This is a genomic window from Streptomyces sp. LS1784, assembly GCF_020103755.1.
Lineage (GTDB): Bacteria > Actinomycetota > Actinomycetes > Streptomycetales > Streptomycetaceae > Kitasatospora.
Genome location: NZ_JAHSQD010000297.1, coordinates 1 through 10,102 on the forward strand (window position 1 = coordinate 1; position 10,102 = coordinate 10,102).

Annotated in this window: 8 protein-coding genes and 3 pseudogenes; 6 read left to right on the forward strand and 5 right to left on the reverse strand. The window is 72.7% G+C overall.

The window, feature by feature from the left end:
* From KS423_RS27840 to KS423_RS27855, 4 genes are all read left to right on the forward strand, one after another.
* A partial coding sequence (locus KS423_RS27840) for a CocE/NonD family hydrolase (RefSeq protein WP_224281160.1) occupies positions 1–1,468 on the forward strand: 1,468 nt, incomplete at its 5' end.
* A gap of 61 nt (positions 1,469–1,529) precedes the next feature.
* Entirely contained in the window at positions 1,530–2,522 is a 993-nt protein-coding gene (locus KS423_RS27845) for a helix-turn-helix domain-containing protein (protein WP_224281161.1), read from the forward strand.
* Between the two features lie 129 nt (positions 2,523–2,651).
* Positions 2,652–3,245, forward strand: coding sequence for an RICIN domain-containing protein (locus KS423_RS27850; protein ID WP_224281162.1), 594 nt, complete (start codon positions 2,652–2,654; stop codon positions 3,243–3,245).
* Positions 3,246–3,334: 89 nt separating this feature from the next.
* Positions 3,335–4,156, forward strand: a complete 822-nt coding sequence (locus KS423_RS27855) for a hypothetical protein (RefSeq protein ID WP_224281163.1) — start codon at positions 3,335–3,337, stop codon at positions 4,154–4,156.
* Here KS423_RS27855 and KS423_RS27860 read toward each other — a convergent pair.
* The 5 genes and pseudogenes from KS423_RS27860 to KS423_RS27875 all read right to left on the reverse strand — a co-directional run bounded on the left by KS423_RS27860 (position 4,123) and on the right by KS423_RS27875 (position 8,567).
* Positions 4,123–5,043 (reverse strand): aminoglycoside phosphotransferase family protein, encoded by a 921-nt coding sequence (locus tag KS423_RS27860; RefSeq protein WP_224281164.1) that lies wholly within the window; start codon positions 5,041–5,043, stop codon positions 4,123–4,125. The two genes, KS423_RS27855 and KS423_RS27860, sit on opposite strands and share 34 nt — an antisense overlap.
* Before the next feature lie 56 nt (positions 5,044–5,099).
* Positions 5,100–5,762: an HAD family phosphatase gene (locus KS423_RS27865; protein WP_224281165.1), complete on the reverse strand. Its 663-nt coding sequence runs from the start codon at positions 5,760–5,762 to the stop codon at positions 5,100–5,102.
* A 118-nt stretch (positions 5,763–5,880) separates the two neighbouring features.
* A pseudogene (locus KS423_RS27870) lies at positions 5,881–6,606 on the reverse strand (putative Ig domain-containing protein); the annotation flags it as partial.
* Between the two features lie 204 nt (positions 6,607–6,810).
* Positions 6,811–7,497: pseudogene (locus KS423_RS48600) on the reverse strand (trypsin-like peptidase domain-containing protein); the annotation flags it as partial.
* Positions 7,498–7,616: 119 nt separating this feature from the next.
* Positions 7,617–8,567 carry a hypothetical protein gene (locus KS423_RS27875; RefSeq protein WP_224282528.1) on the reverse strand — a complete coding sequence of 317 codons (951 nt, stop codon included), beginning with the start codon at positions 8,565–8,567 and terminating at the stop codon, positions 7,617–7,619.
* Between the two features lie 153 nt (positions 8,568–8,720).
* Between KS423_RS27875 and KS423_RS27880 the strand changes: the two genes are divergently transcribed.
* Together KS423_RS27880 and KS423_RS27885 are read left to right on the forward strand one after the other, a co-directional pair.
* Positions 8,721–9,842 carry an esterase family protein gene (locus KS423_RS27880; protein WP_224282529.1) on the forward strand — a complete coding sequence of 374 codons (1,122 nt, stop codon included), beginning with the start codon at positions 8,721–8,723 and terminating at the stop codon, positions 9,840–9,842.
* A gap of 73 nt (positions 9,843–9,915) precedes the next feature.
* A pseudogene (locus KS423_RS27885) lies at positions 9,916–10,102 on the forward strand (hypothetical protein); the annotation flags it as partial.

Below are 10,102 nucleotides of genomic sequence, written 5' to 3' on the forward strand. Positions count from 1 at the left end.
GACCCCCGACACCGTCGGCGCCGTGGTCACCGCCTGCCCCGAGGGCGGCCACCGGCTCGGCAGGGCCGTGCTCGCCGCCGACCTGCACACCCGGCTCACCGCCCTGATCGCCGACGCCGCCCTGCCGCCGGACCCGCGGCACGTCGGCGACGCCTGGCGGGCCGCCTGGCTGGACCGGCTGGAGTCACTGCGGCCGCCCGTCGAGGACTGGCTCGCGGCCGGCGAGAGCACCGTCCCGGTGTCCGTGCCCACCCTCGCGGTGGCCGGCTGGGGCGACCCGTCCTGCTCCTTCGTGCTGCGGCTGCTCGCCGAGTCCCCCACCGCGCGCGCCCTGATCGGCCCCTGGCCGCACGGCCTGCCCGAGGCCGCCCTGCCCGACACCCTGCGCTGGTGGGACCACTGGCTGCGCGGCGCCGACACCAGCGCCCTCAAGGAACCCGCCCTGCGCAGTTGGCTCGGCACCCGCTGGACCGGCGACGAGGCCTGGCCCTCCCCCGACGTCCGCGAGATCCACTACGGCCTGGACGGGCCGCTGAGCACCGCCGGCACCGCCTCCGACGACCGGTACGTCCGGGTCCGCTCCCCGCAGCACACCGGCCTCAACTCCGGTGCCTACGTCCCGCACGGCCGCCCCGCCGACCAGCCGCCGGACCAGCGCGAGGAGGACGGCCGCTCGGTCTGCTTCGACTCCCAGCCGCTGCCCGAACCGGTCGAGCTGCTCGGCGCCCCGACCGTACGGCTGCGGCTGCGGCTGCGCGAGGACGGGGTGCCCGTCCAGGTGGCGGTGCGGCTGTGCGCGGTCGGCCCGGACGGTACCTCGCAGCTGGTCACCCGGGGCGTCCTGGTCACCGAAGGGCCGGAGGCCGAGGTCGAGCTGGCCGCCTGCGCGACCACCGTCCCGGCCGGGCACCGGCTGCGGCTCGCCCTCTCCTCGGTCTACTGGCCCTGGGTGTGGCCCCCCGCGGAGGACACCGGGTACGGCGTCGACCCGTCCCGCTCCACGCTGAGCCTGCCGGTGCGCCACCTCGCCGCCGACATCGGCGCCCCGCCCGTCACCTTCGAGTCCCCGGTGCTGCCCGACCCGCTCGACGTCCACCTCACCGAGCCGCTCACCGCCCGCCCCGAGCACCTCACCGTGCACGACATCGGCCGCCGCGAGTGGCGCACCGAGCTCTCCCCCGCGACCGACGGCACCCGCACCCACCCCGACGGCCTGGTTCTGAACGAACACACCGTCACCGCCTACCGCGTGCTCACCGACGCCCCGCTCAGCGCCCAGGCCCGCACCGACCACACCGTCCGGCTGGAGCGGCCCGACATCGGCTGGGACGTCACCGTCCAGACCCGCACCCAACTGCGCTGCGACGCCGAGCACTTCATCAGCGTCGTGCAGCTGCGGGCACTGGAGGCGGGCTCGGTGGTGTTCGCCCGGGAGTGGCAGCACCGGGTGCCCCGGGATTCGTCCTGAACCAAGGCCGTCCGCACTGTGACAATGTCCGTACCAGAAGCACGAGTCGGGGAGGGCGGGCATGCTGGACGAGACGGTGTACCGGACCGAGGACGTGGCACCGCCGGACCGCCTCGAATACTGGCGGCACCGACTCGCCGAGAGGAGCGCTCCGTTCGAGGCCAGCACGGGAAACGCCGTCGACTTCCGGGCGGACCTGCGCATCCTGACGCTCGGTGAGCTACAGCTCTGGAACATGGAGAGCCCGTCGATCACCGTACGCCGGCCGGCGCGCCTGATCCGCTCGTCCGACCCGGAGTTCTACCTCCTCTCGCTCCCGTTCCCCGGCGCCGGCCCCGCGGCCAGGTCCGACGGCCACGGCGAGTGGCGCCCTCGGGACCTGGTGATGTACGACAGCATCCGACCCATCGCCCTCCAGGTGAGCACCGACGATCCGCGCCGGCAGATCCACGGGACCTGGCTGACCGTCCCCCGGCAGGCGGTGCCCCTGCCACCGGACAAGGTGGCCGACCTGATCGCCCACCGGATGCCCGGGGGCGAAGGCGTGGGCGCCCTGCTCGTCCAACTGCTCGTCGGCATCGCCGCCGACCCCGGCGCCTACCGGGCCGGCGACGCGCCCCGGCTGGGCGCCGCCGCCCTCGACCTGGTGTCGGCTCTGCTCGCCCACCACCTCGACGCCGAGGACGCCGTACCGCCGGAGAGCCGGCGCCGGGCGCTGGTCCAGCGCGTCCGGGCCTTCGTCCGCACCCACCTGCACGAGCCGGACCTCAGCCCCGGCGCCGTCGCCGCCGCGCACCACATCTCGGTCAGCTACCTGCACCGCCTCTTCGAGGGCGAGGAGGAGACCGTCGCCGCCTGGATCCGCCGCCAGCGCCTCGAACGGGCCCGGCGCGACCTCGCCGACCCGGCCCTGGCCGCGACCCCCGTCCACGTCATCGCGGCCCGCTGCGGGTTCCCCCGCGCCGCGGACTTCAGCCGCGCCTTCCGCGGCGCGTACGGGCTGCCGCCGCGCGACTTCCGCCACGGCGCCGTGACGGCCGGCGGTGGACTCTGAACCAAGCGACCGTGGACTGACTGCTAGCGACAACCCACCCGGGAGGTCGGCAAGCTGATGCCGTGTCCACCACGGGGGCTCATCCGGTGGACACGGACCGACACCAGCACCCTCGAAGGGGGACCATCCATGTCCAGCAACGGACTCCGCAGGAACCCGCGCTCCGCCGCCGGGATCGCCCTCGCCGCCCTGGCGCTCGGGCTCACCGCCCTCGGCGGCGGCCAGGCCGTCGCCGCGCCGCAGGACGGCGCCGAGACGCCGAGCCTGGGCACCGTGCTCCAGAAGGGCGACACGCTCGCCGCCGTCTCGGACCCGTTCGTCATCAAGAACAACAATGGCAAGTGCCTGGAGATCACCAGCTCCTCCACCGCGAACGGCGCCGACGCCCAGCAGTGGACGTGCAAGGGCCAGGCCGGCGCGGTGTGGCGCTTCAAGCCCGCGGGCGATGGTTTCTACTACTTCGTGAACGAGCACAGCAAGAAGTGCCTGGAGATCGAGGGCTCCTCCACCAAGAACGGCGCCAACGCCCAGCAGTGGACGTGCAACGGCCAGGCCGGCGCGAAGTGGAAGTGGCAGGAGACCCGGTCGGGCGACGGCATGACCCGTTACCTGTTCAAGAACCACAGCGGCAAGTACCTGGAGATCACCAACTCCTCCACCGCGAACGGGGCCAACGCCCAGCAGTGGGAGAACAAGGGCCAGTCCGGCGCCCTCTGGTACTGACCCGCCAGCGCCGCCCCCGCCCGTCGTACGGTCGGGGGCGGCCGGGCGGCGGTTGACCGTTTCGGCGGAACCCGCCCATGATCGCCGCCGTGAACGCACGCACGCTCTACGAGCAGCTCCTCGACCACGACGGCCCGTACGAGGACGACATCGACCGCTGGCTGGCCGGTCCGGAGGCGCCCGGGTACCGCGACCGCCTCCGGACCGCCGCCGTCCACCGCACCTCCTGGTGGGCCGACGCGAGCGTGGGCGGGCCCGACCTGCTGGAGGAGCTCTACGCCCTCGGCCGGGTCGCCGACGTGCTTCTGCTCGACCCGCAACCTCCTTGCTACCCAGGCCTGTTCACGGCCCTCGGGATGGCGCCCTTCGAGAGCGCCGCCCGCTTCGACCCCTTCCTCCACGAGATCGTCGAGGTCGAGCGGGCCGAGGACCCGCAGGCACCGATCGAGGTCCTGGACGTCAGGTGGCCCGGCCTGATGCTCGGCGAGCTGCTGTTCAACCGGGCCGGCGTACGGGTCCGGGCCGGCGCGGCGCACGCGGAGCACGGGGTGGCCGACCGCTTCCCGCTCTACTGGACGTTCCGCCGCGCGCACCGCCCCACCTGCGACCTCTCCCACAGCTGGGGCGGCAACTCGCAGTGGCGCACCGACTTGCGGCTCGACTACCGCACCGCCGGAGGCGACCTGTTGAACGTCGCCGAGGCCGGATCGGTCGACGGCCGCCCCGACCTCGGCCACTACCGGGACCTCGGCCCCGAGGAGCGTCTGCTCACCCCCGCCGAGCGGCGCGAACTGCTGCGCCACCGCTGCCTCCTGCGCACTCCGGAGGCGGCCGGCGAACTCGCCGCCTCCCCCGGGTGGGAGCGGGAGCTGTTCCCCTACGAGTGGCGGCTGCCGGACGGGGAGGCGTGATCGGCCAGCACCTCGGCGATCACGTGGCGGGCGATGCCGGTCATCCTCGGGCTGCTGTCGCGGTAGTAGGCCACTTCCGACAGGGCGATGGAGAGGGCCCAGCCGCGGGCGCGGTCCCACGCCGCGTCGTCGACGGCAACGGCCGCACGGAAGACGGTACGGGCGGCGGCGGGCAGCACGTACCAGGCGGGGATCAGGTCGACGGCCGGCTCGCCCAGGCCCGCGCAGCCGAAGTCGATGACGGCGCTCAGCCGGCCCCGTGCGTCCACCAGCAGGTTGCCGGGCTGCAGGTCGCCGTGGATCCAGACCGGGGGGCCGGCGGGTGCGGGGGCCCGGAGCGCGTGCTCCCAGGCGGCGGTCACGGCCTCGGCATCGACCAGGTCGGCAACCGCCGCGATCGCGGTCCTGGTCCCGGCGTCCCGCTCCGCCAGCGACTCGCTGCGGTGGGCGGCGGGGCCGTCGGCCGGGTCGATCCGGCGGATGGCGGTCACGAAGGCCGCCAAGTCGCGGGCCAGCAGTCCGGGTTCGGCCGGCCGTCCGGCGGCCGGGTTGGTCCCGTCGAGCCAGCGCAGCACCGACCAGGGCCAGGGGCAACCGTCGACCGGCCCGCCCACGGCCAGCGGGACCGGTACCGGGACCGGCAGCCGCGGGGCGAGGCGGCGCAGCCAACGGTCCTCCTTGGCGATCTCCTCGACCACCCCGGGGATCCGCGGGATGCGCACCACCAGCTCCGTCCCCAGCCGGTACATCGCGTTGCTGGTCCCGACCGGCGCCACCGGCTCGACTGGCAGACCGGCCCACTGCGGGAAGCACTCGGCGACCATCCGGCGCACCAGCGCCTCGTCGATGTCCAGTTCGTCGGGGTGCAGCCTGCCGGAGGAGGTCATGCTGCCCGACCCTGCCAGCGCCCGTCCCGCCCGGCAACCGGATTACCCTGCCCCGGTCACTCCCCCACCGCGCCCGCGGCGATCAGTGCGGGCAGCTCGCGCATGTCCTCGAAGACGACCGTTCCCGGCCCGGCCAGCCGCTCCGCCGCCGTGACGCCGCCCGCGTAGCCGAGCGCGCGCATTCCGGCGGCGCGGGCGGCCTCGACACCGGGCCGGCTGTCCTCGACCACCACGCAGACGGACGGGTCGACGCCCATCGAGCGCGCGGCGTGCAGGAAGAGGTCCGGCGCGGGCTTGCCGCGCCCGACCTCGGTGGCACTGAAGATCCGCCCGGCGAAGTGGCCGTGGAGGCCGGTCCGGCCCAGGGTGTGACGCATCTTCTCGTGCGTGCCGCTGGAGGCCACGCAGGTGGGCAGGGTGATCGCGGCCAGCGCCTCCGGCAGGCCGTCCACCGGGGTCAGCCCGGCGTCGACCTCCTCGGCGTGCAGCTCGTGGAAGCGCTTGCCCCACACCGCCGCCGTCTCCGCCCCGAGCCGCTCGGCGACCAGCGCGTTGTTGACCGCCTCGGACCGCCCGACGAACCGCTCGATCGCCTCCGCCTCGGTCAGCGGCCAGCCGTACTCCTCCCCCAGCCGCACCAGCACCCGGACGGCGATCACCTCGCTGTCCACCAGGACACCGTCGCAGTCGAATATCACCAGCTCAATCGGCTTGATCATCCGGCCAGCATACGACCGGGCCAGGCCCGTCCCGTCGACGTCCCCACAGCGTCCGGGCGTTGGCAGCAGCAGGCCGCGCGGCCCGGGGGGACGGGCCGCGCGGCAGGGGGTCACCGACTCAGCTGGTCTGGACGGAGGTGTCGTCGATCACGAAGCTCGTCTGGAGCGAGGAGTCCTCGGTCCCGGTGAACTTCACGGTGACCGTCTGGCCCGCGTAGGCCGACAGGTCGAAGGTGCGCTGCTGGTAGCCGGCCGCGGCGTCCACGTTGGAGTAGGTCTTCAGCGTGGTGCCGTTCACCGACACGGTGAGCTTGTCGTACGCGGTGCTGCCCGACTCGGCGGTGTCGATGTGCAGCCAGAAGCTCAGCGTCGCCTTGCAGCCCGACGGGATGCTCACCGTCTGCGACAGCGAGTCGCTGTGCGAGGAGCCGTAGCCGTCCAGCCACGCCTTCCACGAACCGCTGCGGGCCGGCTGCGAGGTGCTGCTGTTCACCACGCCGCTGGACGCCGTCCACGGGGTGGCGGCGCCGGTCTCGAAGCCCGCGTTGCCCAGCAGCTGCGCCGGGGTGCAGCTGCCGCCACCGGCGGAGACGGTCCAGGTGAAGGCGGTGGAGGCCGACTTGCCCGCGGCGTCCGTCACCGTGACGGTCACGTTGGAGCTGCCCGCGGCGGAGGCGGTGCCGGCGATGACACCGGTGGAGGAGTTGATCGACAGCCCGGCGGGCAGGCCGCTCGCGGCGTAGGACAGCGGGGCGGTGCCGCCGGAGGCGTTGATCTGGAGGTTCACCGCGCCACCGACGGCGGTGGACTGGTTGCCCGGGTTGGTGACCGAGACCGCGCCGCTGCCGGCCGGCTTGGTGAGCAGGCAGCCGGACACGTTGAGGTCGATGACCCGGCTGGAGTTCAGGCAGGTGGTGAACCAGTACGTCTCCTCGCCGTAGCTCTGGCCCTTGTAGGCCTTGGTGGTGCCGTCGGCGGCCACCTCGCACGGGTTGTTGAGGGTGCACATGGCGCCGTCGTCGTTGCCGGTGTTGTTGATGCCGACGATCCGCCCGCTGGCGGAGTCGACGATCGGCGAGCCGGAGGTGCCGTGCGTGGTGTTGCAGCCGGAGCTGTAGCGCAGCGAGTCGTGCCAGGTCCACTCGTCCTCGCGCAGGGTCGGCACGAAGCCGTTGACGGAGCAGTTCCAGACCTGCTTCCAGTACGACGAGGGTATGTACATCGACGCACCGTCGGCCGGGTGCGAGTCGTTGATGGTCAGCGCGGTGACGCCGTACTTGGAGCTGATCGACCCGTAGGTGTCGGTGAGTTGGTAGAGCGCGACGTCGGTGCCGGTCATGGTCGCGTAGAGCACCTTGTCGGCCTGGACGGAGCCCAGGCTGTTGCCCGCGCCGTCGAGCAGGGTGCCGCTGCGGCTGGCGCCGGCGTTCTGGATGACCTGGCCGGCCGGGGGCATGGTCGGCAGGCAGTGCCCGTTGGTGAGCATCATCGCCCGGTCGCCGGCCACCGAGGTGGGGTAACGGACCAGCGAGGCCGAGCAGTTGCTCAGGGCGATGGTGGCGGTCAGGTCGGCCGCCTGGACGGCGTGCGCGGGGGCGGCGCCGAAGGCCAGGCCACCGGCGACGACGGCACTCGTACCGGCCACCGCGACAAGTCTCTTGAACATGGCTCTCCTTGTGGGGGATCGCGGGGTGTACGACTGGTCGCCGACGCCCACGCCGCACGAAAGTGCCATGGCCACTTCAAGAGGTCAACCATTGCGACCGAACTCGCCACTGCCGGGCACGGGTCGTGCCACCCGGGGGCAACGACCCGTCCCGGTATGCCCGTTACGGGCCAGGGCTACGGATACGGCTACGGCTGCGGGAAGGCGTTCGGGTCCACGTCGACGGTCGTGGCGTTGCCGTCGACCACCGGCTGGATGGTGATCTCCCAGGAGGTCACGGTCCGGCCGGTCTCGAACGAGAAGGTGTCCTCGAACTTGGTGAAGTGACAGTTCCGGGTGAAGCCCTTGGCGTCGGAGTCCCAGTCCGCGCCCTCGGAGACGTAGACCTCGTACGTGCCGTCCTCCACGCCCTCGACGTCGGCGTGCTGCCCCTTGCCGACGAAGACCGAGTGCACCGCCTTGCCGTTCAGGGCGAGCGACACCACGGCGTCCGTCTTGCCGCCGTTCTCGACCTTGAACGCGCCCTCGCCGCGCAGCTTCCCCTTGCGGACCATGGTGCCGTTGTCCAGCGAGCGGGACTGCTGCTGGGGCAGCGGCGGCACGGCGAAGGTGGTCGGGTATCCGGCCGTGGTCATCTTGGTGAGGGCCGCCGACACCGCCGCCAGCCCCTGGGAGGTGCCCAGTTCGGCCTCGGCCGAGCTCAGGGCGCAGACGTCGTGGAACTTGATGTCGCTGCGGACCTTGCCCGCATCGGTGGCGAGAGAGGTCATCGCCTCCACCAGCTCGGTCTGCACCGTCGAGACCGCGGGCGGCTTGTCCGCCTTGCTCAGGGCCTTGGCGGCGCCCTGCGCGCTGGTGACGACGCCGCCGAGCACGGTGTCGAGGTCGCTCAGGCTCTTGGCGCCGGCCACCTGGGCGAGCGCGGTGGTGACCGGGTCGACGCTCGCGCTGAGCACCGGGCCGTACGGCGCCGGGGTCGGTGTCGGCTTCGCGGAGACCCCCGGACCCGCCGACCCCGCCACGGACGAACCACCCGTCGAACCGCCTCCACCGCCACCGGAACAGGCCGCCAGCACCAGCGCCGTGCCGACGGCCAGGCCGGCCTTCCCCACGAACCGCTCGGACCCCACGAACCTCATGACCCACCCCCGGTAGCCGGACCGCGCGCACACCGCGCACTCGCGCGGCGACACATGGTCCCGGGCACGAACGACCCCGTCAACCCGATACCCGGCGGCCACCTCCGAGGGGCCGCCCCGGGCCGTCTCCGGAGGTCAACTACGATCGGGCTCGTGCTCAGTCTCACCGGACTTCCCCTCCAGATCATCACCTCGGTCCTCGCCATCGCCGTCTTCGCCGCCACCATGTGGCTCTGGCCGCGGTTCGGCGGAAAGGGCTGGAAGTCCTGGCTGGGCCGGATCGGCGCCTTCCTGGCCACCCAGATATCGGTGCTCGCCGCGATGGGCCTGATCGCCAACAGCTACTTCGGCTTCTACAGCTCCTGGACGGACCTGCTCGGCACCAGCGGCGGGCTCGGCACCGTGGTCGACCACGCGCCGAACGCCTCCGGGGTGTCCGTCACCGGTGAGCAGAAGTTCTACTCCTCCCAGGGCTCAGACCCGGAGCGCTCCGGCCTGATCCAGAAGGTCGACGTCAAAGGAGCCGGCAGCGGTCTGACCACCGAGGCGTACGTCTACCTGCCGCCCCAGTACTTCCAGCCGGACTTCGCCAAGCAGCGCTTCCCGATGGCCCTGGTGCTCACCGGCTACCCGGGCACCCCGGAGAAGCTGATCTCGCTGATGCAGTACCCGGCGTCCACGCTCGCCGCGATCGAGCAGAAGAAGCTGCCGCCGACCGTCCTGGTGATGACCCGCCCCACCCTGGTCGGCGACCGGGACACCGAGTGCGTGGACGTGCCGAACGGCCCCCAGGTGGAGACCTTCTTCACCACCGACCTGCCCAAGGCCCTCGCCACCACCTACCGGATCGGCACCGACCCGGCCAACCGGGCGGTGATCGGCAACTCCACCGGTGGCTACTGCGCGCTCAAGTTCGCGCTGCGCAAGCCCGACTCCTACCGCGCGGCGGTCGCGCTCTCCGGCTACTACAGCGCGGCCCACGACCCGACCACCGGCGACCTGTTCGGCGGCAGCGCCCAGCTGAAGCAGGAGAACGACCTGCTGTGGCGGCTGAAGAACCAGCCGCCGGCCCCGGTCTCGCTGCTGCTGACCACCGCCTACGACGAGAACAACTACGACGAGACCAAGGCCATGGTCGCCGCCTTCAAGGCCCCCACCAAGATGTCCACCATCACCCTGGACACCGCCGGCCACAACTTCCACACCTGGACCCGGGAGATCCCCCCGGCGCTGGAGTGGCTGGGCAAGCACATAGCCATGCCGGCATCGGTCTGACACCCGACAGATCACACCCGCCTCACAGCCCCGTCTCACGCTTCTCTCAGACGCGCCACCCACCGTGTGGCGCATGACCACGAGCAGCTACTCCCCTCCGGCCGGCGAACCGTGGCCCGAGGCCGCGAACCACCCGCCGCCGGAGGTGCCGGGACCGGACCCGGTCCGGCCGGACCCGGCACCGCTCTTCCCCGAGCAGCCCCTGCCGCCCGCCGGCCGCAAGGGCACGGCCTCCTGGTCCGGCCGGCTGCGGACCCTCC

Coding starts and splice junctions, on each gene's coding strand:
- KS423_RS27845 (WP_224281161.1), top strand. CDS start 1,530: ATGCTGGACGAGACGGTGTACCGGACCGAGGACGTGGCACCGCCGGAC.
- KS423_RS27850 (WP_224281162.1), top strand. CDS start 2,652: ATGTCCAGCAACGGACTCCGCAGGAACCCGCGCTCCGCCGCCGGGATC.
- KS423_RS27860 (WP_224281164.1), bottom strand. CDS start 5,043: ATGACCTCCTCCGGCAGGCTGCACCCCGACGAACTGGACATCGACGAG.
- KS423_RS27865 (WP_224281165.1), bottom strand. CDS start 5,762: ATGATCAAGCCGATTGAGCTGGTGATATTCGACTGCGACGGTGTCCTG.
- KS423_RS27875 (WP_224282528.1), bottom strand. CDS start 8,567: ATGAGGTTCGTGGGGTCCGAGCGGTTCGTGGGGAAGGCCGGCCTGGCC.